We start from the raw sequence: 21,536 nt of genomic DNA, 5'->3' as shown, positions 1-21,536 counted from the left end.
CGCGCGGCTCAGTCCGTGAGCGGCTTCACCCAGCGGCGCCAGCGCTCCTCGCGCCCGTAGCCGGCGGCCGTCCACAGTCGCCGGCCGGTTTCGTTCGCCTCCAGGACCATGGCGTCCGCCCGCCGTCCGCCGAGCGCGACGAAGCGTTCCTCGGCCGCGCGCAGGAGCGCGCTGGAGATGCCCCGGCGGCGGTACGAGGGCAGGACGGCGAGCCGGTAGAGGGAGGCGCGCCAGCCGTCCCAGCCGGCGATCACGGACCCCACGATCCGGCCGTCGGCGAGCGCCAGGACGAGCGCCTCGGGATCGCGCTCCACGAGCCGGGTCACGCCGTGCACGTCGTCCGAGATGGACGTCCCCTCGGCGGACTCCTCCCAGAAGGCGAGCACAGCCTCGGCGTCGTCAGGGGTGGCAGCCCGTATCTGCAGATCGATCATGATCGGATCCCATCACGCGGGGCCGGGACGTTGCCAGGATTTCCGGTCTGTGGGACGGCGGCGCTACCGCCGGGCCGTGCCCAGGACACAGGGGGATGACGGCAGCCGCGGCCCCTTCTCCGGCACGTCGAACGAGCGGTACGGGCCCAGGGCGAATCCGGCCGCCTCGATCGCGGCGAGCGGGGCGCGGGAGGTGTGGCAGCCGCCGAAGAGCAACGGCCAGACCGTCCGGTCGAGACCCCGCTGCACGCGCGCGAGGCCGGGTGTCTCCGCCATGCCGTGCTCGAAGAAACGCAGCTCGGCGCCGGGACGCAGCACCCGGTGCAGCTCGGCGAGGGCCTGCGGGAGGTTGCGTACCGTACAGAGGACGAGCGAGGCCACGGCCGCGTCGAAGGAGGCGCCCTCCAGGGGCAGCGCCTCGGCCGTGTCCGGGAGGACGGTCACCGGGACCGGGGCCCGGAGCGCGGCCTCCTGGGCCAGCCGGCGGAGCCGGGACTCCGGTTCGAGCGCCACCACCTCGGTGACCCCGGCCGGGTAGTGAGCGAAGTTCAGCCCGTTGCCGGCGCCGATCTCGATCACCCGGCCGGAGAGCCCGGCGAGAAGCTCCTCCCGCAGCTCGCCGAGCCCGCCTCTGGTGTCGGCGGACACGCTGAACCGGGCGTAGAAGCGGGCGAACAGCGGATGGTGGACACCCGGTGACGGGGGCAGCGGGGAGTTCGGCGGTGTCATCGGAGCCTCCTCAGCCCGTCACGAAGCAGAACTCGTTGCCCTCCGGGTCCCGCATGACCTGGAAGGAGCCCTGCTCGTCCGTCACGAGGCCGCCGACCCGGGACGCGCCCGCGGGCAGTGCCTCGTCGGCGGCCAGGGCCGGGTCCTCTACCTCCAGGTCGAGATGGACGCGGTTCTTCACGGCCTTGCCCTCCGGTACCCGCTGGAAGGCGAGCCGGACGAAATCCGGCGGGTCCACGTACGACCAGTCGGCGCTCCGGTCGACCGGAGTACCGCCGAGGAGCCCGGACCAGAACCGGACGAGTACGGCCGGGTCGGCACAGTCGAAGACGATCTCCTGAACGTGAGCGCGCATGCCTCCAGCCTACGGAGCGGGGACCCCCGCGTCCCGCTCCACGAAGGTGCCGCGTACGGCTTCCACGACCCGCCCGCGTACGGCTTCTACGAAGCTCCCGCGTACGGCTTCCACGACCCGCCCGCGTACGGCTTCTACGAAGCTCCCGCGTACGGCTCCGCGAATCGCTCCCCGAACGCCTCCGCGTCCCACGTGCCGCCGAGCGCCGGCCCCAGCCAGCTCCCCGCCGCCGCCCGGAACTCGGCCGGGTCGAGCGACCCCGACCCCTCCGGTACGGCCCCGAGGAGCGGCGCGCGCGCCGCCTCCGGCAGGTCCGCGAGGTTGCAACGCATCGCCAGGTCGGGCGCGTCCGGCCAGCTGCCGACCACCACGCCCAGTTGCTCGATCCCACGCGCCCGTAGCGCTTCCGCCGTCAGGGCCGTGGAGTTGAGCGTCCCTAGGCCCGCCGGGGCCACCACCAGGACCGGTGCGCCGAGCAGCGCCGCCGCGTCCGCGAGCGTGCCGCCCTCCTCGTCGAAGCGGACGAGCAGTCCGCCCGCCCCCTCGACCAGGACCAGGTCGTACTCGGCGGCCAGCTTCCTGGCGGCCTCGGCGACCTCCCCGGGGCCGACCGGGGCGAGCCCGGCCCGCCGGGCCGCCGTGCCCGGGGCCAGCGGCTCCGGGAAACGGCCCAGCTCGGTGGAGCCCACGGCGCCCGAGAGCCGTACGACCTCGTCCGCGTCACCGCGCTCGTCCGGTCCGACGCCCGTCTGCGCGGGCTTGAGCACGGCGACCGACCGCCCGGCGGCCGTGGCCACGGCGGCCACCGCAGCGGTCACGATCGTCTTGCCGATCTCCGTGCCCGTCCCGCTGACGACGACGATTCCCACTGCTGTCCCGGCTCCCATTGCTTTCCCCGTTCTTCCGTTCAGGCCGAGCTCGCCGCCGCGCACACCGCGGCGCAGATCCGGTCCAGGTCCTCGTCGCTCGTCACGTACGGCGGCATCGTGTAGATCAGGTCGCGGAAGGGGCGCAGCCACACGCCCGCCCGGACCGCCGCCTCCGTGGCCGCGGCCATGTCGACGTCGTGGTCGAGCTGGACGACGCCGATGGCGCCGAGCACCCGTACCTCGCGCACGCCGGGGAGGTCCGCGGCGGGGGCGAGCCCCTCGCGGAGCCCCGTCTCGATGCGCTTGACCTCCAGCGCCCAGTCCTGGGACATCAGCAGGTCGATCGAGGCGCAGGCCACGGCCGAGGCCAGCGGATTGCCCATGAAGGTCGGCCCGTGCGCCAGCACGGGAACCTCGCCGCGCGAGATCCCCTCGGCGATCTCCGTCGTGCAGAGCGTGGCCGCCATCGACAGATAGCCGCCGGTCAGTGCCTTGCCCACACACATCACATCGGGCGAGATCCCGGCCTGGTCGGCGCCGAACAGCGTGCCCGTACGGCCGAAGCCGGTCGCGATCTCGTCGAAGATCAGGAGCACCCCGTGCTCGTCGCACGCCTCGCGCAGAACGCGCAGGTACTCCGGCGGGTGGAAGCGCATCCCGCCCGCGTTCTGCACCACCGGCTCCACGATCACCGCGGCGACCTCGTCCGCGTGGAGCGCGATCTGCTCCCGCAGCATCCGGGCGTACGACTCCTCGTACGTGACCGGCGGCGCGTCCACGAAGACCTGGCGCTGGAGCACGCCCGACCACAGCTCGTGCATCCCGCCCTCGGGGTCGCACAACGACATCGGCTGCCAGGTGTCCCCGTGGTAGCCGCCGCGCCAGGTCATCAGGAGCTGCTTGCCGGGCCGGCCCACCGAGCGCCAGTACTGCAGGCACATCTTGGCCGCGACCTCGACGGAGACCGAGCCCGAATCGCTGAGGAAGACGTGCTGGAGGGGCTCGGGGGTGATCTCGACCAGGCGGGTGGCGAGCCGGACGGCCGGCTCGTGGGTGAGCCCGCCGAACATGACGTGGCTCATCCGGTCGAGCTGGCCGTGCGCCGCCTCGTTGAGCACGGGGTGGTTGTAGCCGTGGAGCGCCGACCACCACGAGGACATGCCGTCGATCAACTCGGACTGTCCGTGTACGGGTTCGGCGAGCCGGAGCCGTACACCGGAGGCGGACTCGACGACCAGCGGATCAGTACGCCCCGGCATGGGCCCGTACGGATGCCAGACGTGCGCCCGGTCCAGGGCGAGCAGTTCGTCGTTACGCATTCGGAGCGAGCTCCGTCCCGGCGCCACGGCGGCGCACCGCCACGAGGTCGGGACGGGCACCCGGCACCTCGGTCGCGGGCTCGGCCTCCGGGGCCGCCTGCGCCGCCGGCGCGTGACCGCCGCACGGCCCGCAGCCGCCACCCGCCTCCGCGTGCGAACCGCAGCCCGCGCCCTCCGCCGCGTCCTGCGAGCCGCAGCCCGCCGACGCCTGCGAACCACAACCGCCGCCCGCCGCCGCGAGCGCGTCCGCGCGGTGCTTCGGCAGCGTGGTCGTGCCCGCGCCCTCCACCTCGAAGCCCGCGTCCGCGATCATGTCCAGGTCGGCCTGGCCGGCCTGGCCCTCGCTCGTCAGGTAGTCGCCGAGGAAGATCGAGTTCGCGATGTTCAGCGCCAGCGGCTGCATCGACCGCAGGTGCACCTCGCGGCCGCCCGCGATCCGCACCTCGACGTCGGGGCAGACGAACCGCACCATCGCCAGGATCCGCAGGCAGCGCTGCGGGGTGAGGTTCCACTCCTTGGCGAGCGGGGTGCCCTCGAAGGGGATGAGGAAGTTGACCGGCACCGAGTCCGAGTCGAGCTCGCGGAGCGCGTACACGACGTCGACGAGGTCCTCGTCGGTCTCGCCCATGCCCGCGATCAGACCCGAGCAGGCCGAGAGACCGGCGGCGTGCGCCTTCTGGACGGTGTCCACCCGGTCGGCGTAGGTGTGGGTCTTGGTGATCTCCCCGTACGTCGCCTCGGACGTGTTGAGGTTGTGGTTGTACGCGTCGGCGCCGGCGTCCCGCAGCCGCTCCGCCTGGCCGTCCGAGAGCAGCCCCAGACAGGCGCACACCTCGACGCCCTCGTTCTGCTCCTTGATGGCCTCGATGGTCTTGCCGACCCGCTCGACGTCACGGTCCGTCGGACCGCGGCCGCTCGCCACCAGGCAGACCCGCTTCGCCCCGCCCGCGACACCCGCGGCGGCGGCCTGGGAGGCCTCGTCCGGCTTCAGCCAGGTGTACTTGAGGATCTCGGCCTTGGAGCCGAGCCGCTGCGAGCAGTACGAGCAGTCCTCGGGGCACAGCCCCGACTTCAGGTTCACCAGGTAGTTGAGCTTCACCCGCCGCCCGAACCACTGACGGCGCACCTTGCCGGCCGCCGCCACCACATCGAGCAGTTCGTCGTCGGAGGTCGCCAGGACGGCGAGCGCTTCTTCACGGGTCGGCAGCTCGCGCCGCAGCCCCTTCTCCACCAGCGTGTTCAGCAGGTCCATAAACGCTGATCCTTGCCTACCGCCCACCCCCGGGCCAAGGAGGATCCGAACAAACGCCGCCGATCGAGGTGTGTGGATGACCACATCCCGACCTCGGCATCCTCCGGTTAGGGTCTGTGCGCTGCCTACAAAAGGATCGCCGAATGCCACAGGCCGACGACGCACGGGCCGCGGGCCCGCGCCGTACCGCGTTCGACTGGACCGACGCGGAGGCGCGCCGCCGGGCGGACGCCGGTCTCGTCCGTACGCTGCGGCCCCGGTCGGCCGAGTCGGACCTGCTCGACCTGGCGAGCAACGACTACCTCGGCCTCACCCGCCGCGCGGAGGTCACCGGGGCGGCGGCCGAGGCGGCCAGGCGCTGGGGCGCGGGATCCACCGGCTCACGGCTCGTCACCGGCACCACCCGGCTGCACACCCGCCTGGAGCGCGAACTCGCCGAGTTCTGCGGATTCGAGGCGGCCCTCGTCTTCTCCTCCGGCTACACCGCCAACCTGGCCGCGCTGACCGCGCTCGGGGGGCGGGACTCCCTGATCGTCTCCGACGCCTCCAACCACGCCTCGATCGTGGACGGCTGCCGCCTCGCGCGCGCCGAGACGGCCGTCGTGCCGCACACCGAACCCGAGGCCGTACGCAAGACCCTCGGCGCGCACCCCGGGCGGCGGGCCCTGGTCGTCAGCGACTCCGTCTTCTCCGTCGACGGCGACAAGGCCCCGCTGCCCGAGCTCGCCGCGGCCTGCCGGGAGCACGGCGCCGGACTGGTGGTGGACGACGCCCACGGCTTCGGTGTTCTCGGCGAAGGCGGCCGGGGCGCCCTCCACGAGGCCGGACTCGCGGGCGACGACGACGTCGTCGCCACGCTGACCCTCTCCAAGTCCCTCGGCAGCCAGGGCGGCGCCGTCCTCGGCCCCGCCCGGGTGATCGAACACCTGGTCAACGCGGCCCGCACCTTCATCTTCGACACCGGTCTCGCCCCGGCCGCCGCGGGCGGCGCGCTCGCCGGCCTGCGCCTGATCAGGGCCGAACAGGGCCTCGCCGAGCGGGCCCGTACCGTCGCCACCACGCTCCACCGGCTGCTCACCGACGCCGGACTCACGGCCGCCCGGCCCGACGCGGCCGTCGTCTCGGTGCGCGCGCCCTCCCCGGAGGCGGCGCTGCGCTGGGCCGCGGACTGCCGGGAACAGGGCCTGGCGGTCGGCTGCTTCCGGCCCCCGTCCGTACCCGACGGCATCTCGCGGCTGCGCCTCACGGCCCGCGCCGATCTGACCGACGCGCAGATCGAGCACGCGGTGCGGACGATCCTGCGCACCGCGCCGGCCGCCGGGTAGGGGGTGTCTCGTCGATCAGGCCGGATCAGGGAGCGGCACCGGACGCCGCGAGCCCGGCCTGATCGACAAGACACCCCCCACGGGCCCAAGAGCGTTCCCGGGCAGCAGAGTTCACCGCTTCGGGCGACAGATGGGGACATATCTTGGTGGAACGCCGCGCGGCGCGGCACGATCGGTGGCACTCTGACGCGAAGCGCAATCCGGGGCAGCGGCCCCGGCGGGAAAGGGACAGCGTCGCCATGGCAGATCACCAGGAAGCATCCGTCACGCTGCCGAGCGACCCCGCCTCGGTCCCCACGGCCCGGCGGTACGTCGCGGACGTGCTCACGGGCTGGGGCCTGGACGACGCCGCGGAGATCGCCGACGCGATCCGGCTGATCGTCTCCGAACTGGCCACCAACGCCGTCCTGCACACCCTCGGCCAGTCGCCCACGTTCACGGTCGACGTCCGCCTGGAGCGCGAGGAACGGCTCCACATCGGCGTCACCGACAGCCACCCGCGCCGGCCGCGCCGGCTCCCGGCGGCGGTCCAGCAGGACAACGGCCGCGGCATGGTCATCATCCGCGTCCTGGCGGCGGAGGCCGGCGGCCGCCTCTCGGTCACACCGACCGAGGACGGCGGCAAGACGGTCTGGATCACTCTTCCGTGGACCGTGGCCTCCGTGGCCAGCTGCTAGGTCGTGCCTGGTCGGCCAGGGTACGGCGGCGCCACCGCACCCCTCACGAACGGACCGCTACCGCCGCCTGATCAGCGGACGCGGCCGTAGGAGACCTTCGACGACCAGATCTTGTCGAGCTTCACCCAGGAACCCGTCTTGGGTGAGTGCCAGATCTTGCCGCTACCGGCGTAGATGCCCACGTGGTAGACCCTCCCGCCGGAGTGGAAGAAGACCAGGTCCCCCTTCTGCCTGGTGGAGGCGGAGATGTGCCGGGTCTTGTTGTACTGCTGCTGCGCGGTGCGGGGCAGCGACTTGCCCGCCTTCTTGTACGCGTAGAGCGTCAGTCCGGAGCAGTCGAACCTGGAGGGTCCCGTGCTTCCGTACCGGTACGGGGCTCCCTTCTTGGACGCGGCGACGCTCAGTGCCTTGTTCGCGTGCGTGGTGGCTGCCTGGGCCTCCGATGCCGCACCTGGTGCGAACAACGTGCCGCCGACGGCGGCGAGGGTGAGAGCCGAGACGGCTCCGGCCCGGGACAGCAGGGACGGGACGTGCATCTGCGCGGTCATGCGCAACCCTTCGTCAGCCGCCTGAGAAGGATGACCTGTCGGGTTCGGGCAGGCGAAGATGCCCGGCCGCTGATGCGGCTTCACCCCAAGGGACGGCCCCGCTGCCGAAACAGCGCGTACGTCCCGTAAAAATCGGGTCCTCCACTCCTGCCGATCCAATCCTGTCGACCAGACGTCCGGGACAGCGGCAGGACTCGGCGTCCGCCCGGACCGCCCCGCCGTGGTGGCGGGGGCTTGTCGTCGACAGGGATCTTGACCCACACCCAGGGCGAAATCCGAGCTGAAACGGCGATATGTGAGGCTCCTCACGACTGATCCGTTCGGGTGGACAGGCAGCCTTTGTGATCTTCGGAGGTTTGGCCTACGAGCCTCGCACCAGCGGCGGAACGCCCGATTCCGCCAAATGCGTACACCTGTTGCGCAACTCATCCGACGCATATGTCGACTCGTCTACTACGCCGAACGGGGGAGCGATTCTGCGGTGCGCGTCGCCCGTCCGGACCTGGACACGACACGCGGGAATGTCAACTCGCCTGAGCTCGCGGGACGGTGACGCGGTCGGCTCGGCGCTCCCCGTCCAACACCCTTAGGGCGCGCGCCAACGTGTCCGCGTGCACCTCGGTCTCGCCCCGCATATGCATGAGCGTCAGGGCTTGGAGAAGCGCCTCCGCCCGCCCCACCAGGGCCTGTGCCGCGCGAAGTGCTCCATAGGTATGCGTACCCCTGGATGGATTGATCTTCCCGAGGAGGTCGACGACTTCGAGGTAGGAGTCGACCAGTTCACTCTCGGCACGCGTCAGGGCGGGCAGCGGCGGCAGCTCGGGAACCACGGCCGGCTCACCCCGCCGTGCCGCCGGCGCCCGCGCGCCGGCTCGTGATCACGTGGTCCACGAGGCCGTACGCGACCGCCGCCGGCGCGTCCAGGACCGTCAGGCGATCGAGGTCGGCGTCGATCCGCTCCCGGTCCTGCCCCGTGTGCTCGGTGAGCATCCCGGCCACCAGGGCGCGAAGTCGGAGCAGTTCGCGCGCCTCCAGGTCGAGGTCGCTCAGCTGGCCCTGCAGCGGCTCGTCCACGGCGGGCTGCTGGAGGGTGATCCGGGCGCAGGGGAGGATCATGCGCTTGCCCGGGGTGCCGCTGGCGAGCAGGACGGCGGCGGTGGACACGGCCTGGCCCAGGCAGGTGGTCTCCACGTCGCAGTGGAGCGAGCGCATCGTGTCGTAGATCGCGGTCATGGAGCTGATCGAGCCGCCGGGGGAGTTGATGTAGAGCGAGATGTCCTGTTCGGGGCCGGCGTGGTCCAGATACAGGAGCTGGGCGATGACGTCGTTGGCCGACGCCTCGTCGATCGGCGTCCCGAGGAAGACGATCCGGGACGCGAGGAGCTTCGAGTAGGGGTCGAGGGTCCGGGTTCCGTAGCTGGTGCGCTCGGTGAACTCGGGCAGGACGTAGCGAGCATCCATGGCGGGTACCTCCATCTGTAAAAAATGTACAGGATGTACAACCCGTAAGATGGGGAGCATGACCTACGAGATCCCGGTGACGCAAGCGCGAGCCGAGCTCGCCGACCTGATCAACCGCGTCGTATACGGCGGGGAGCGCGTCGTCGTCACCCGTCACGGGAAGCCGCTCGTCGCCCTGGTGTCCGCCGCTGACCTGGAGGAACTCGAAGCGGCCGAGAAGCCCGCCGACGAGCAGGTGATCAGCTCGGTCTCCGGCCTCCACCCGCTCGACTCCGCTACCGGCGAACAGCGCCGCTTCGGCATCGCCGCCCACCACCGCGAGCCCGGCGTCTCCTAGCGCGCGAGCCCCGCGTGTCCCGATCCGCGCGCCGGGCACCTCTTCTTCTGCTCGCCCGGCGCCTTCCGGCCCGATGATCATGAGATCGCAAAGCCGGAGTTAACGAGCCGGAAAAACTTCCGCCCTAACGTGCAATGTCTGGCCGCGATCCACATCTCCGCAGTTCAACAAGGTGTTGACGCTCGGTAGGGTCCGCAGCTGTCCGGGTTCCCCCGGTCGACGACTGTGAGGTGGAAGAGTGCAACTGAGCCCGCACGAACAGGAACGCCTGCTCATCCATGTGGCGGCGGACGTCGCCGAGAAGCGCCGGGCGCGGGGTGTGCGGCTCAACCACCCCGAGGCCGTCGCCCTCATCACCTCCCACATCCTGGAAGGCGCCCGGGACGGCCGCACCGTCGCCGAGCTGATGGCCTCCGGACGCAAGGTGATCACCCGCGACGAGGTCATGGACGGCATCCCCGAGATGATCCACGACGTCCAGGTCGAGGCCACCTTCCCCGACGGCACCAAGCTCGTCACCGTCCACGACCCCATCCTCTGAACGGGCCGCGCCGATGATCCCCGGAGAGATCCTGTACGCGGACGGCCCCGTCGCCCTCAACGAGGGGCGCCCCGTCACGCGTCTGACCGTGCTCAACGCCGCCGACCGGCCCGTCCAGATCGGCTCCCACTACCACTTCGCCGAGGTCAACCCCGGCCTGGAGTTCGACCGTGCCGCCGCGCGCGGACAGCGGCTGCACATCGCCGCAGGCACCGCCGTCCGCTTCGAGCCGGGCATCCCCGTCGAGGTCGAACTCGTCCCGCTCGCCGGCCGCCGGATCGTGCCCGGCCTGCGCGGCGAGACGGCGGGCCCGCTCGACACGTCCGACAGCAGGACGAGCGAGACCGGCGGGACCAGCAGGACCGACGAGACCAGCAAGACCGACGAGGCCGAGGGGGCCGACCGTGCCTGAGCTGCACCGCGCCGTCTACGCCGACCTGTTCGGCCCCACCACCGGCGACCGCATCCGGCTCGCCGACACCGACCTCCTCGTCGAGATCGAGGAGGACCGCAGCGGCGGCCCCGGCCGCGCAGGCGACGAGGCCGTGTTCGGCGGCGGCAAGGTCATCCGCGAGTCCATGGGCCAGGCCCGCACCACTCGTGCCGAAGGCGCCCCCGACACGGTGATCACCGGCGTCGTGATCATCGACCACTGGGGCATCGTCAAGGCGGACATCGGGATCCGGGACGGCCGGATCACCGCACTCGGCAAGGCCGGCAACCCCGACACCATGGACGGGGTCCACCCCGACCTGGTGATCGGCCCCGAGACCGAGATCATCGTCGGCAACGGCCGGATCGTCACCGCCGGTGCCGTCGACGCCCATGTCCACTTCATCTCGCCGACCGTCGTCGAGCAGGCCCTCGCCACCGGCGTCACCACGCTCGTCGGCGGCGGTACGGGACCGGCCGAGGGCACCAAGGCGACCACGGTCACCCCCGGACCCTGGCACACGGCCCGGATGTTCGAGGCCCTGGACACCTTCCCCGTCAACATCGGTCTGCTCGGCAAGGGCAACACCATGTCCCGGGAGGCCATGCACTCCCAACTGCGCGGCGGAGCCCTCGGATTCAAGATCCACGAGGACTGGGGCGCCACCCCCGCCGTGATCGACGCCTGCCTGGGCGTGTGCGAGGAGACGGGTGCCCAGCTCGCCATCCACACCGACACCCTGAACGAGGCCGGTTTCGTCGGAGACACCCTCGCCGCGATCGCCGGGCGGACCGTCCACGCGTACCACACGGAGGGCGCCGGCGGCGGGCACGCGCCCGACATCATCACGGTGGTCTCGGAGCCGTACATCCTGCCCAGCTCCACCAACCCGACCCGGCCGCACACCGTCAACACCATCGAGGAACACCTCGACATGCTGATGGTCTGCCACCACCTCAACCCGGCCGTCCCCGAGGATCTCGCCTTCGCCGAGTCCCGGATCCGGCCCTCCACCATCGCCGCCGAGGACGTCCTCCACGACCTGGGTGCCATCTCGATCATCTCCTCCGACTCCCAGGCCATGGGCCGCATCGGCGAGGTGATCATGCGCACCTGGCAGACCGCCCACGTCATGAAGAAGCGACGCGGAGCCCTGCCGGGGGACGGCCGCGCCGACAACCACCGCGCCCGCCGCTACGTCGCCAAGTACACGATCAACCCGGCCGTGGCCCAGGGCATGGACCACCTCATCGGCTCGGTCGAACCCGGCAAGCTCGCCGACCTGGTCCTCTGGGAGCCCGCCTTCTTCGGGGTGAAGCCGCTGACCGTCCTCAAGGGCGGCCAGATCGCGTACGCGCAGATGGGCGACGCCAACGCCTCCATCCCCACGCCCCAACCCGTGCTGCCCCGGCCGATGTTCGGCGCGCTCGGCAAGGCGGCGGCGGCCGGTTCGGTCAACTTCGTCGCCCAGGCGGCGATCGAGGACGACATCGCCCGACGGGTGGGCGTGAACAAGGAGTTCACCGCGATCGGCAACACCCGGCGGGTGTCCAAGGCGGACATGCGGGAGAACGACGCCCTGCCCCGGGTCGAAGTCGACGCCGACACCTTCACGGTGACCATCGACGGCGAGGCGGTCGAGCCGGCACCCGCCGCCGAACTGCCCATGGCCCAGCGTTACTTCCTCTTCTGATGGCGAGTCGCTCCGCCCTCCTCGTGCTCGCCGACGGGCGCTTCCCCGCCGGCGGGCACGCCCACTCCGGCGGCGCCGAGGCCGCCGTCAAGGCCGGCCGCGTCAAGGACGCCGCCGGACTCGAAGCCTTCTGCCGAGGCCGGCTGCACACCACCGGCCTCACCTCCGCCGCGCTCGCCGCCGGAGCCGCGCACGGACTCGACCCGGGCGAACTCGACGCGGCCGCCGACGCCCGCACCCCCTCGCCCGCCCTGCGGGCCGCCGCCCGCAGGCTCGGCCGTCAGCTGATGCGGGCCGCCCGCGCCACCTGGCCGAGCCCCGGACTCGACGCGCTCGCCGCCGCGTTCCCGCGCGGCGCCCACCAGCCCGTCGTCCTCGGCACGACGGCCCTGGCCGCCGGACTCGGCCCCGAGGACGCCGCGTACTGCGTCGCGTACGAGACGGTCGGCGGACCCGCCACCGCGGTCGTCCGCCTCCTCGGTCTCGACCCCTACCAGGCCACCGCCGTCCTCGCCCGCCTCACACCCGAGATGGACCGGGTGGCCGAGCGCGCCGCGGCGGCCGCCCGGCAGGGCGTCGACGCCCTGCCCGCGGCCTCCGCGCCCCTCCTCGACATCACCGCCGAGCAGCACGCGTCCTGGCCCGTCCGCCTCTTCGCATCCTGAGAACCACTGGAGCCGCCCCATGCACCTCGACCACGGCCACGACCACCTCGGCGCCGTCTCCGCCGACGCCCATCGCCCCGACGGCACCCGCCGCGCCCTGCGCATCGGGCTCGGCGGACCGGTCGGCTCCGGCAAGACAGCCACCGTCGCCGCCCTCTGCCGGATCCTGCGCGACACCTTCTCCCTCGCCGTCGTGACCAACGACATCTACACCCGGGAGGACGCCGAGTTCCTGCTCCGCAACGCCGTCCTGCCGCCCGAGCGCATCCAGGCCGTCGAGACCGGTGCCTGCCCGCACACCGCCATCCGCGACGACATCTCCGCCAACCTCGAAGCCGTCGAGGAGCTCGAAGACACGGTCGGCCCGCTCGACCTCATCCTCGTCGAGTCCGGCGGCGACAACCTCACCGCCACCTTCTCCAAGGGCCTCGTCGACGCCCAGATCTTCGTCATCGACGTGGCCGGCGGCGACGACATCCCGCGCAAGGGCGGCCCCGGCGTCACCACCGCCGACCTCCTCGTCGTCAACAAGACCGACCTCGCCCCCTACGTGGGCTCCGACCTGGAGCGGATGGCGCGCGACGCCGAGGAGCAGCGCGGCGGACTGCCCGTCGCCTTCACCTCGCTGCGCGCCGAGAACGGCGTCGGCCCCGTCGCCGACTGGGTCCGGGCCCAGCTCGGGGCATGGACCGCGTGAGCCTGCGCGCCACCGCCCGGATCGTCGCCGACGCCGACGGCGGCCTGCCGCTGCTCGTGAGCGACGGGCCCCTGGCCCTGCGCCGTACCAGGGCCTCCGGTCCGTACACCCGGGTCACCGTCGTCGGGGCGATGAGCGCCCCGCTCGGCGGTGACCGGCTCGCCGTCGAGACCGAGGTGCGCGACGGGGCCCGGCTCCTGGTCGACTCGGCCGCCGCCACCCTCGCGCTGCCGGGCCGGAGCGCGGACCCCGCCGCGTACGACGTACGGATCACCGTCGGCGAGGAGGGCGTGCTCCGCTGGCTGCCCGAACAGCTGGTCTCCGTCCACGGCTCGGACCTGCGCATGCGTACCGTCGTCGAACTCGCCGCCACGGCACGCCTCGTCCTCCGCGAGGAACAGATCCTCGGCCGGCACGGCGAACCGCCCGGGACCCTCGTCACCCGCCTCACCGTCCGCCGCGCCGGGCGCCCCCTCCTCGACCAGGAGCTGGCGTTCGGTCCCGGCGCGCCCGGCGGCTGGGACGGCGGCGCGGTCCTCGGAGGCCACCGGGCCACCGGGCAGCTCCTCGTCGTCGACCCGGCGTTCGCGGAGAAGCCGGTGGAGCCCAGGCTGCTCGGCGAGCACGCCGCCGTCACCCCGCTCGCGGGACCCGCGGCGCTCGTGACCGCCGTCGCCCCGGACGCCCTCGCGGTGCGACGCCTGCTCGACACCGCTCTGACCGAACTCGCCCCGTTCTGACCGGTCCTGTACCGGGTCCGGGAGGTCACCGCTCAGCGGTACACCGTTCACCGGTTATTGGTTCGGCAAAGAAACACGTGTTCGCCCTTTCGTCGGGAGCCTCCGGGACGAAAGGATCCCCCGGACAGTCAACACACGGCGCCGCCACGGGGGGCGGCGCCCCCACAGGGGGAGACACGTGAGACGTACGGCAGTGCTCGGCTCGGCCGGCACTCTGATAGCGGGCACGCTCGTCGCGGGCGCGTTCGCGGCCCCGGCCGCGAACGCCGACAGCAACCGTCACCTGCGCGACGCCGAGTCGATCGGCGTCGTCGTCGCCGCGGCGCGGGCCGCGCAGGCGGGCATCGACTGGCAGGACTGCCCGGCCGACTGGGGCCTGGAGAAGCCGATCCAGTGCGGCTTCGTCACCGTCCCCGTCGACTACGCGAAGCCCAACGGCAAGAAGATCAAGATCGCCGTCGACCGGATCAACTCCACCGGCACCCCCGCCGAGCGCCAGGGCGCGCTCCTCTACAACCCGGGCGGCCCCGGCGGCTCCGGCCTGCGCTTCCCGCGCCGGGTCACCACCAAGAACGCGATCTGGGCGAGCGCCGCCAAGGCCTACGACTTCGTGGGCTTCGACCCGCGCGGTGTCGGCAAGTCGGCCCCCATCTCGTGCGTCGACCCGACCGAGTTCGTCAAGGGCCCCAAGCTCGACCCGGTCCCCGACAGCGAGGCCGACAAGCGCGCGCAGCGCAAGCTCGCCGCCGAGTACGCCCAGGGCTGCGCCGAGAAGAACGGCGACCTCCTGCCGTACATCAACACCCGCAACACCGCGCGTGACCTCGATGTCGTCCGCGCCGCCCTCGGCGAGAAGAAGCTCAACTTCGTCGGTGTCTCCTACGGCACCTACCTCGGCGCGGTCTACGGCACCCTCTTCCCGACCCACGTCCGCCGCATGGTCCTCGACAGCGTCGTCGACCCGTCGACGAGCAACATCTGGTACGAGGCCAACCTCGGCCAGGACATCGCCTTCGAGGGCCGGCTCACGGACTGGATGACCTGGGTCGCCCAGCACGACGCCACCTACCACCTCGGCGACACCCTGGCAGAGGTCCGGCAGCAGTGGGTGACCCTGCGCGCCGCCGCCAAGAAGGCGCCCCTCGGCGGCAAGGTCGGCCCCGCCGAGCTCATCGGCTTCTTCCAGAACGCCCCCTACTACGACTCCATGTGGGCCCCCGTGGCCGAGGCCTGGAGCGCGTACGCCGCGGGCGACCCGCAGCCGCTGATCGACAACGCGGCCGCCGACCTCACGGACACGGCCGGGAACATCGCCTCGGAGAACGGCAACGCCGTCTACACCGCGGTCGAGTGCAACGACACCCCCTGGCCGACCAGCTGGAAGAAGTGGGACCGGGACAACAGCCGGCTCCACGCGCAGTACCCCTTCATGACCTGGTCCAACGCATGGATGAACCTGCCCTGCGCCACCTGGTCCGCGCCGCGCCAGCGCCCGACCGAGGTGAAGACCGGCAAGGGCCTGCCGCCGGTGCTCATCACCCAGTCCGAGCGTGACGCCGCCACCCCGTACACCGGTGCCGTCGAGCTGCACAAGCGGTTCAAGGGCTCGCGCCTGATCACGGAGAAGGACGCCGGCTCGCACGGCATCACCAACCTGGTCAACCCCTGCCTCAACACCAAGGTCGAGGCCTACCTGCTGACCGGGAAGCTGGACGCCAGGGACCAGACCTGCGCCCCGCACGCCACGCCGCAGCCGTAACAGGCCGCACAGGAGCATGAAGAGAGGGGCGGCCGTCCGACGGCCGCCCCTCTCCTCACTCCGGAATCATCGACGGGCGGCCAGCCAGGCGTCCTCCGCCGCGTAGGCGAACCAGTCCATCCCGTGCCGCGCCCAAGCAGGGAAGGCCTCCCGCCAGTCCCGTCCCGCCACCCGCTCGCTCAGCCACGCGACCGTCTCCGGCAGCGACGCGGCGTACGACACCACCGGCCGGTACCCCAACTCCCGCTCGGCCGCCGCCATGTCGTAGACCACGTTCCGGGGCGCCGTCCACGGGGTGGCTCCCACGACGTCCTCCGGCGGCGCGCCCTCGATCAGCACCGTCTCGCTCTCGACGCCCATGACCGCGTCGATCGCCGCCCCGATCTCCGCCACCGTGGGCGCCTCCGGGTCCCCGCAGTTGAGCACCCGGCTACCGGGCTTCGCCGCCGAGAGCCGCACGAGCTCCGCGAGGTTGTCCACGTGCACCGGGTGGAACCGCGAGGTCCCGCCGTACGCGAGAAGGCGCACCGGCCGCCCGTCGAGCGCCCGCTTCACGAACCACAGCTCGCGCGGTCCCGGAGAGTACGGTCCGTGGATCGCGCCCGGCCGCAGCACCGTCGTCGCCAGTGCGTCACCCGCCGCGAGCAGCTCCCGCTCCAGGGCCACCTTCCGCGTCCCGTACGTGCTGTCGCCGGGCGCGACCGTCCGGCAGTCCTCCGGGATCGGCAGCGGATAGGCGGGGAAGCCGTCCGGCCGGTCCTGGGTGTCGAAGCTGCGCCCCTGCTCGTCCTCGTAGACGGCGCCGCTCGACACCACCACCGCCGAACCGATCCGGTCCGCGAGGCCCGTCAACTGCCGGCCGTGCCCGGCGTCGTACGCCACGATGTCCACGAGCACGTCGCACCCGTCGCCCAGGGCGGCCGCGAGTGCGCCCTCCTCGGTCCGGTCGAGCGCCACCGACCGCACCTCGGCCGGCCATCTGTCGTCCCTGCCGCCGCCCCGCGAGACGGCCGTCACCTCCCAGCCGTCCCCGACGAGGGCCCGCACGGCCGCCCGCCCCACCTGTCCCGATCCACCCAGCACGAAAGCGTTTCCCTTGGTCATGAGCGTGACGCTACGACCGCCCGGTGCGGTGGCCCAGGGGTTTGCGCCGAGCGCGGATCCGCCCTCAGCGTTCGGCGCGCGGGAACTTTCCCGCCACGGCTCAGCCCTCCGCCTCCGCGGCCTTCACCACCGCCGCGTAGTCGTCCACGTACTCCTGACCGGACAGGCGGAGGATCTCGTACATGATCTCGTCCGTCACCGCGCGGACCACCGCCCGCTCACCCGCCGACCCGGCGAACCGGGAGAAGTCCAGCGGTGCCCCGAACCGGATGGTGACCCGGCGGATCCGCGGCACGACCTTCCCCGGCGGCTGGATCTCGAAGGTCCCCACCATCGCGCAGGGCACCACCGGCACCCCGGCCGTCAGCGCCATCACCGCGACGCCCACCTTCCCCTTGTAGAGCCGCCCGTCGTGCGAGCGCGTCCCCTCCGGGTAGATGCCGAGGAGCTCGCCCTTGTCGAGCACACCGAGGCCCTCCCGGATCGCCGCCTTCCCGGCCTCCTTGCCCGAGCGGTCGACCGGGATCTGACCGGCCGCCCGGAAGAAGGCGGCCGTGAGCCTGCCCCTGATCCCGGGCCCCGTGAAGTACTCCTGCTTCGCCAGGAAGGTGATGCGCCGATCGAGCACGACCGGCATCAGGAAGTGGTCCGAGAAGGAGAGGTGATTGCCCGCGACGATCGCCGCGCCCTCCTCCGGGATGTGCTCGAGCCCCTCGATCCGCGGTCGGAAGAGCAGCTTCAGGAGCGGCCCCAGCAGTACGTACTTCATCAGGTGGTAGAACACCCGCGACCCCCGTTCGTCGTCCGTCAAGCCCGTTGTATCCGTGCGCGGGCCCGTGGTCCACTGGTGGGGGAGCGTCATCATGACAGGCGAGCGCGGAGCCAGGCGCCCCGGCCGCGTCCTCACCGCGCTGCTGTGCGCGGTGGCGGCGGCCGGGTTGTACGGCTGCTCGGACTCGGGCCCGCCGGAGCCGACCCCGACGCCGACTCCCGCGCCCGCCACCACGACACCCGCCCCGACCGGCCTCTCGCCCTTCACCGGGCTCCCGGCACGAGCGGCCCCGGTGCTCGCCGTGAAGATCGACAACGTGGCCGCGGCCCGCCCCCACACCGGGCTCGGCGCCGCCGATCTCGTCTACGTCGAACAGGTCGAGGGCGGTGCGACCCGGCTCCTCGCCGTGTACTCCTCCCGCCTCCCCGACCTTGTCGGACCCGTCCGCAGCGCCCGCGAGTCCGACATAGAACTGCTCGGCGCCTTCGGCCGGCCGGTCCTCGCCTACTCGGGGGCTCAGTCCGCCCTGAACCCCCTGCTGCGCGCCGCGCCGCTCCACCCCGTCACCGAGACCACCACCCCCGGCGCCTTCCGGCGCTCCCCGGACCGGGCCGCCCCGCACAACCTCTACCTGCGCCCCGAGCGGGCCCTCGGCACCGTCCCCGAGCCCCAGAACGCCCGGGACATCGGCTTCCGCTTCGGGCCCGCCCCGGGGGGCGGCACCCCGGTCGACTCCGAGACCGTCCGCTACCCGGCGGCCCGCTACACCTTCACCTGGTCCGCCTCCGACCGGACCTGGCGGGTGGCGATGGACGGCCGCGCGGCCCGCGCCACCGACACGGGACCCCTGGCGCCGTCGACCGTGGTCGTCCAGCACGTCACCGTCCGTCCCTCCGGCCTCCACGACATCACCGGCGCGGTCTCCCCGTACACCGAGACCGTCGGCAGCGGCACCGCGCTGGTCCTGCGCGACGGGCGCGCCCACGAAGCCCGCTGGTCCCGTTCGTCGGCGACATCGGGCACCACGTTCACGACCCCGGGCGGTGAGCCACTGGCCTTCGCACCGGGACAGGTCTGGGTGGTCCTGGCGCCGCGAAGCTAGAGGTGCCCTGCCGGTCAGGCCGGGCTCCCCTGGCTTCGCGGCGCCTGTCACTGCGCCTCCTGGGGTGCGCCACGCCGGTCAGGGCGGTTCAGGGATTCGCCGGCCCCGGACCCGTCGGTGGGCGGCGGGGTCCCGCCGGGGTCGCGTTGTCCGACGCGGCCAGGCCGATCGTCGCCACACAGAGAACCACCGAGCCGAACCAGAGCCAGCCGCTGCTGCCGAGAGCCACCGTGTACGCCGTCGTGAGCACCACTGCGGCGCAGGTGAGCACCGCCATCGTCTTCGTGCCACCGGACATCAGTCCGCCCTCCTCCCGACCGAGGTCGTGGAAGCCGTCCAAGCCATCGTGACCCCCCGAGAGGGGCGCGCGCTACTCCCCGGGCGCTCCGGCGTGCGCCGGAAACGGAACCGGGCCCGGTGTCGCACCCCCTACGAGGTGCGGCACCGGGCCCGGAACGGGTCCGCTCACAGCGCGCCGATCGTCACCGGCTCCGGAGCGAGGCCAGGTACGCGTTGTACGCCTCCAGCTCCTTGTCCCCGTCCCGGTCGGCCGCCCGGTCCAGGCGGACCGCCTGCCGCTGCTCGGAGTGGTACCACTGGTAGACCAGCGCGATCAGCACGAGCACGGACGGGATCTCGCTGAACGCCCAGGCGATGCCGCCCGCCGCGTTCTGGTCGGTGAGCGCGTCGATCCCCAGCGAGGCCGGCGGGTTCTGGTACGCCTTGACCATCGGCTCCGAGGCCATCATCAGCGCGATGCCGAAGAAGGCGTGGAACGGCATGCCTGCGAACAGCTCCAGCATCCGCATCACATAGCCCGGCCGGTGCGGGCCCGGGTCGACGCCCATGATCGGCCAGAAGAAGACCACGCCCACCATCAGGAAGTGGACCATCATCCCGATGTGACCCGGCTTCGAGCCCATCAGGAAGTCGAACAAGGGCGTGAAGTACAGCGCGTACAGGCTCGCGATGAACATCGGGATCGTGAAGCCGGGGTGCGTGATCACCTTCATGTACCGGCTGTGCAGCAGCTTCAGGAGCAGCTCGCGCGGCCCCGTCGAGCCCCGGCCCGCCACCGGCAGCGCACGCAGGGCCAGCGTCACCGGCGCACCGAGCAGCAGCAGGATCGGCGACAGCATGGAGATCACCATGTGCTGCACCATGTGCACGCTGAACATGACCATGCCGTAGTCGTTGAGCTTGGTGCACATGACGAGCGCGATGGTCAGCACGCCGACCGTGAAGAACACCGTCCGGCTCACCGGCCACGCGTCCCCGCGCCGCCGCAGCCGCGCCACGCCCCAGCCGTACAGACCGAGCGCCGCGAGGCAGCCGACCAGGAAGAACAGGTCGGGAGAGAACTCCAGGCCCCGTCCCAGCGTGAACGGCGGCAGATCCGTGGTCATGCCGTGCCCGCTGTGATCCATCGTGTGTACTCCTGGAGCCCGATTCGCGCTTGTTGTCCGCACCAGACTAGAACCGCCCCCGGCCGCGACTGCGACCGGGGGCGGTGTCACGCGCGGGCGTGGCTCAGATCACGCACTCGGCCTCGGCGTAACGGTCGGCGGGGACCGTCTTGAGGCTCTCCACGGCCTGGGCCAGCGGAACCATCGTGATGTCCGTGCCGCGCAGCGCCGTCAGCATGCCGAACTGGCCGCGGTGCGCCGCCTCGACGGCGTGCCACCCGAAGCGGGTCGCGAGGACACGGTCGTACGCGGTGGGGGTGCCGCCGCGCTGGACGTGACCGAGGATCACCGGACGGGCCTCCTTGCCCAGGCGCCGCTCCAGCTCCACGGAGAGCTGGTTGGCGATCCCGGTGAAGCGCTCGTGGCCGTAGATGTCGGTGCCGGCGGTCTTGAACTCCATCGAGCCCTCACGCGGCTTCGCGCCCTCGGCCACGACCACGATCGCGAACCGCTTGCCGGCCTCGAAGCGCTCGCCGACCCGGGTGGTCAGCTCGTCCATGTCGAAGGGGCGCTCGGGTACGACCACGGCGTGCGCGCCGGCGGCCATGCCGGAGTGCAGCGCTATCCAGCCGGTGTGACGTCCCATGACCTCGACGACGAGGACCCGCTGGTGCGACTCGGCGGTGGTCTTCAGCCGGTCGAGGGCCTCGGTGGCGACCGTCACGGCCGTGTCGAAGCCGAAGGTGACGTCGGTGGAGGCGATGTCGTTGTCGATGGTCTTCGGGACACCGACGATCGGGAGGCCCGCCTCGGAGAGCAGGTTCGCCGCCTTGAGGGTGCCCTCGCCGCCGATCGGGATGATCGCGTCGAGTCCCAGGTCGGCGACATGGCCGCGGGCGCGCTCGACGCCGTCGACCAGGTGCGCGGGCTGGACCCGCGAGGAACCGAGGATGGTGCCGCCCCGGGCCAGGATGCCGCCCACCGCTTCGAGGTCGAGCTTGCGGTAGTCGCACTCCAGGAGGCCCTTCCACCCGTCGTGGAAGCCGATGACCTCGTCGCCGTGATCGACGACGGCGCGGTGCACGACGGAACGGATGACAGCGTTCAGACCGGGGCAGTCTCCGCCGGAGGTGAGCACGCCAATGCGCATAGCCCAAAAACCTTTGCAACGTGGGCCGACTCCCGGACCACGTCGTCCGGCTGGATCCCCGCCACCCTATCGGTGCAGGGTGGCGGGGCCGAACCGGATGTCCGCACAGTGGACAACGTACGTTCGTACGAGGGACCAACGGCGGTGCGTGTGTTGCCTCGGCCCTGT

Annotated in this window: 25 protein-coding genes and 1 riboswitch; of the genes, 11 read left to right on the top strand and 14 right to left on the bottom strand. The window is 72.1% G+C overall.

The window, feature by feature from the left end; genetic code table 11:
* Positions 1 to 8: 8 nt before the first annotated feature.
* The 6 genes from OG462_RS08805 to bioB form a co-directional block, all read right to left on the bottom strand.
* On the bottom strand, positions 9 to 434 hold the full coding sequence (locus tag OG462_RS08805) for a GNAT family N-acetyltransferase (protein WP_406056119.1): 426 nt from the start codon (positions 432 to 434) through the stop codon (positions 9 to 11).
* Positions 435 to 497: 63 nt separating this feature from the next.
* A complete protein-coding gene (locus OG462_RS08800) occupies positions 498 to 1,163 on the bottom strand; it encodes a class I SAM-dependent methyltransferase (protein ID WP_406056117.1) in 666 nt (221 codons plus the stop codon).
* Positions 1,164 to 1,173: 10 nt separating this feature from the next.
* On the bottom strand, positions 1,174 to 1,518 hold the full coding sequence (locus OG462_RS08795; protein WP_406056115.1) for a VOC family protein: 345 nt from the start codon (positions 1,516 to 1,518) through the stop codon (positions 1,174 to 1,176).
* A 134-nt stretch (positions 1,519 to 1,652) separates the two neighbouring features.
* On the bottom strand, positions 1,653 to 2,387 hold the full coding sequence (bioD, locus tag OG462_RS08790; RefSeq protein WP_406056113.1) for a dethiobiotin synthase: 735 nt from the start codon (positions 2,385 to 2,387) through the stop codon (positions 1,653 to 1,655).
* A 38-nt stretch (positions 2,388 to 2,425) separates the two neighbouring features.
* Complete coding sequence (locus tag OG462_RS08785; RefSeq protein WP_406056111.1) at positions 2,426 to 3,706, bottom strand: adenosylmethionine--8-amino-7-oxononanoate transaminase; 1,281 nt, start codon at positions 3,704 to 3,706, stop codon at positions 2,426 to 2,428.
* Positions 3,699 to 4,958 (bottom strand): biotin synthase BioB, encoded by a 1,260-nt coding sequence (bioB, locus tag OG462_RS08780; RefSeq protein ID WP_406056109.1) that lies wholly within the window; start codon positions 4,956 to 4,958, stop codon positions 3,699 to 3,701. Before bioB ends, OG462_RS08785 begins: the two co-directional genes overlap by 8 nt.
* Before the next feature lie 143 nt (positions 4,959 to 5,101).
* Between bioB and OG462_RS08775 the strand changes: the two genes are divergently transcribed.
* Both OG462_RS08775 and OG462_RS08770 read left to right on the top strand, forming a co-directional pair.
* Positions 5,102 to 6,283 carry an 8-amino-7-oxononanoate synthase gene (locus tag OG462_RS08775; protein WP_406056107.1) on the top strand — a complete coding sequence of 394 codons (1,182 nt, stop codon included), beginning with the start codon at positions 5,102 to 5,104 and terminating at the stop codon, positions 6,281 to 6,283.
* Positions 6,284 to 6,522: 239 nt separating this feature from the next.
* Positions 6,523 to 6,960 (top strand): ATP-binding protein, encoded by a 438-nt coding sequence (locus OG462_RS08770; RefSeq protein ID WP_406056105.1) that lies wholly within the window; start codon positions 6,523 to 6,525, stop codon positions 6,958 to 6,960.
* A gap of 71 nt (positions 6,961 to 7,031) precedes the next feature.
* Here OG462_RS08770 and OG462_RS08765 read toward each other — a convergent pair whose 3' ends face one another.
* The 3 genes from OG462_RS08765 to OG462_RS08755 all read right to left on the bottom strand — a co-directional run bounded on the left by OG462_RS08765 (position 7,032) and on the right by OG462_RS08755 (position 8,969).
* Positions 7,032 to 7,508 (bottom strand): C40 family peptidase, encoded by a 477-nt coding sequence (locus tag OG462_RS08765; protein WP_406056103.1) that lies wholly within the window; start codon positions 7,506 to 7,508, stop codon positions 7,032 to 7,034.
* A gap of 3 nt (positions 7,509 to 7,511) precedes the next feature.
* Positions 7,512 to 7,708, bottom strand: a riboswitch (cyclic di-AMP (ydaO/yuaA leader).
* A 324-nt stretch (positions 7,709 to 8,032) separates the two neighbouring features.
* Positions 8,033 to 8,338, bottom strand: coding sequence for a hypothetical protein (locus OG462_RS08760; RefSeq protein WP_406056101.1), 306 nt, complete (start codon positions 8,336 to 8,338; stop codon positions 8,033 to 8,035).
* A gap of 7 nt (positions 8,339 to 8,345) precedes the next feature.
* Positions 8,346 to 8,969: an ATP-dependent Clp protease proteolytic subunit gene (locus tag OG462_RS08755; protein ID WP_406056099.1), complete on the bottom strand. Its 624-nt coding sequence runs from the start codon at positions 8,967 to 8,969 to the stop codon at positions 8,346 to 8,348.
* A gap of 58 nt (positions 8,970 to 9,027) precedes the next feature.
* Here OG462_RS08755 and OG462_RS08750 point away from each other — a divergent pair, with 58 nt between their 5' ends.
* From OG462_RS08750 to OG462_RS08715, 8 genes are all read left to right on the top strand, one after another.
* Complete coding sequence (locus OG462_RS08750) at positions 9,028 to 9,306, top strand: type II toxin-antitoxin system Phd/YefM family antitoxin (protein WP_266902731.1); 279 nt, start codon at positions 9,028 to 9,030, stop codon at positions 9,304 to 9,306.
* 238 nt (positions 9,307 to 9,544) lie between these two features.
* The gene (locus OG462_RS08745) at positions 9,545 to 9,847 is read left to right on the top strand and encodes an urease subunit gamma (RefSeq protein ID WP_406056097.1); all 303 of its coding nucleotides are present in this window, start codon (positions 9,545 to 9,547) and stop codon (positions 9,845 to 9,847) included.
* 13 nt (positions 9,848 to 9,860) lie between these two features.
* Complete coding sequence (locus OG462_RS08740; protein ID WP_406056095.1) at positions 9,861 to 10,259, top strand: urease subunit beta; 399 nt, start codon at positions 9,861 to 9,863, stop codon at positions 10,257 to 10,259.
* The gene (locus OG462_RS08735; RefSeq protein WP_406056093.1) at positions 10,252 to 11,973 is read left to right on the top strand and encodes an urease subunit alpha; all 1,722 of its coding nucleotides are present in this window, start codon (positions 10,252 to 10,254) and stop codon (positions 11,971 to 11,973) included. Before OG462_RS08740 ends, OG462_RS08735 begins: the two co-directional genes overlap by 8 nt.
* Positions 11,973 to 12,638 (top strand): urease accessory protein UreF, encoded by a 666-nt coding sequence (locus tag OG462_RS08730; protein ID WP_406056091.1) that lies wholly within the window; start codon positions 11,973 to 11,975, stop codon positions 12,636 to 12,638. The genes OG462_RS08735 and OG462_RS08730 overlap by 1 nt, the downstream gene beginning before the upstream one ends.
* Positions 12,639 to 12,657: 19 nt before the next feature.
* On the top strand, positions 12,658 to 13,335 hold the full coding sequence (gene ureG / locus OG462_RS08725; protein ID WP_406056089.1) for an urease accessory protein UreG: 678 nt from the start codon (positions 12,658 to 12,660) through the stop codon (positions 13,333 to 13,335).
* A complete protein-coding gene (locus OG462_RS08720; RefSeq protein ID WP_406066439.1) occupies positions 13,332 to 14,075 on the top strand; it encodes an urease accessory protein UreD in 744 nt (247 codons plus the stop codon). Before ureG ends, OG462_RS08720 begins: the two co-directional genes overlap by 4 nt.
* A 178-nt stretch (positions 14,076 to 14,253) precedes the next feature.
* Positions 14,254 to 15,834, top strand: a complete 1,581-nt coding sequence (locus OG462_RS08715; RefSeq protein WP_406056087.1) for an alpha/beta hydrolase — start codon at positions 14,254 to 14,256, stop codon at positions 15,832 to 15,834.
* Positions 15,835 to 15,900: 66 nt separating this feature from the next.
* Here OG462_RS08715 and OG462_RS08710 read toward each other — a convergent pair whose 3' ends face one another.
* Positions 15,901 to 16,938 (bottom strand): NAD-dependent epimerase/dehydratase family protein, encoded by a 1,038-nt coding sequence (locus OG462_RS08710; protein WP_406056085.1) that lies wholly within the window; start codon positions 16,936 to 16,938, stop codon positions 15,901 to 15,903.
* 100 nt (positions 16,939 to 17,038) lie between these two features.
* Positions 17,039 to 17,722 carry a lysophospholipid acyltransferase family protein gene (locus OG462_RS08705; RefSeq protein ID WP_406066437.1) on the bottom strand — a complete coding sequence of 228 codons (684 nt, stop codon included), beginning with the start codon at positions 17,720 to 17,722 and terminating at the stop codon, positions 17,039 to 17,041.
* Between the two features lie 79 nt (positions 17,723 to 17,801).
* Between OG462_RS08705 and OG462_RS08700 the strand changes: the two genes are divergently transcribed.
* Positions 17,802 to 18,812, top strand: coding sequence for a DUF3048 domain-containing protein (locus tag OG462_RS08700; RefSeq protein WP_406056084.1), 1,011 nt, complete (start codon positions 17,802 to 17,804; stop codon positions 18,810 to 18,812).
* Positions 18,813 to 18,900: 88 nt separating this feature from the next.
* Here the strand turns inward: OG462_RS08700 and OG462_RS08695 are convergent, their stop codons facing one another.
* The 3 genes from OG462_RS08695 to OG462_RS08685 form a co-directional block, all read right to left on the bottom strand.
* Positions 18,901 to 19,110 (bottom strand): hypothetical protein, encoded by a 210-nt coding sequence (locus OG462_RS08695; protein WP_406066929.1) that lies wholly within the window; start codon positions 19,108 to 19,110, stop codon positions 18,901 to 18,903.
* A 184-nt stretch (positions 19,111 to 19,294) separates the two neighbouring features.
* A complete protein-coding gene (locus OG462_RS08690; RefSeq protein WP_406056082.1) occupies positions 19,295 to 20,239 on the bottom strand; it encodes a cytochrome c oxidase assembly protein in 945 nt (314 codons plus the stop codon).
* A 103-nt stretch (positions 20,240 to 20,342) separates the two neighbouring features.
* The gene (locus OG462_RS08685) at positions 20,343 to 21,368 is read right to left on the bottom strand and encodes a 6-phosphofructokinase (RefSeq protein WP_406056080.1); all 1,026 of its coding nucleotides are present in this window, start codon (positions 21,366 to 21,368) and stop codon (positions 20,343 to 20,345) included.
* Between the last annotated feature and the right edge of the window lie 168 nt (positions 21,369 to 21,536).

It is taken from the genome of Streptomyces sp. NBC_01077, from assembly GCF_045162855.1.
In the GTDB taxonomy this organism is placed as follows: domain Bacteria; phylum Actinomycetota; class Actinomycetes; order Streptomycetales; family Streptomycetaceae; genus Streptomyces.
Note: the sequence above shows the minus strand (reverse complement) of the source record. Positions and strands in the feature narration are given on the sequence as shown.